Annotated in this window: 1 protein-coding gene; it reads right to left on the bottom strand. The window is 47.2% G+C overall.

Features of this window, described 5'->3' with window-relative positions:
• Positions 1-124: 124 nt before the first annotated feature.
• Positions 125-254, bottom strand: a 130-nt coding sequence (locus tag J1781_RS00020) for an integrase core domain-containing protein (RefSeq protein ID WP_217232980.1), incomplete at its 5' end; no start/stop codon positions are given.

Raw genomic sequence — 254 nt, forward strand, 5'->3', positions numbered from 1 at the left:
TTAAGGGCAAAAACAATCTGCTCTTCGGTGAATCGTGACTTTTTCATCGGCACCACCTCCGTTCAGGGGAGTGTTTATCATGCCGGAATTCTGTTTCTGAATGGAGCAGGATTTTGGGTCAGGGTCATTGTTTACCTTCACATTTTCCATTTCGCCACCGTGCTGCAAACTCTGATGGCGTCAGATAATTCAGTGCCGAATGTGGACGACACTCGTTATAATCCTGCCTCCAGTCGTTAATGGTTTTCCTGGCG

The organism is Rahnella perminowiae (assembly GCF_019049695.1).
In the GTDB taxonomy this organism is placed as follows: Bacteria; Pseudomonadota; Gammaproteobacteria; order Enterobacterales; family Enterobacteriaceae; genus Rahnella; species Rahnella perminowiae.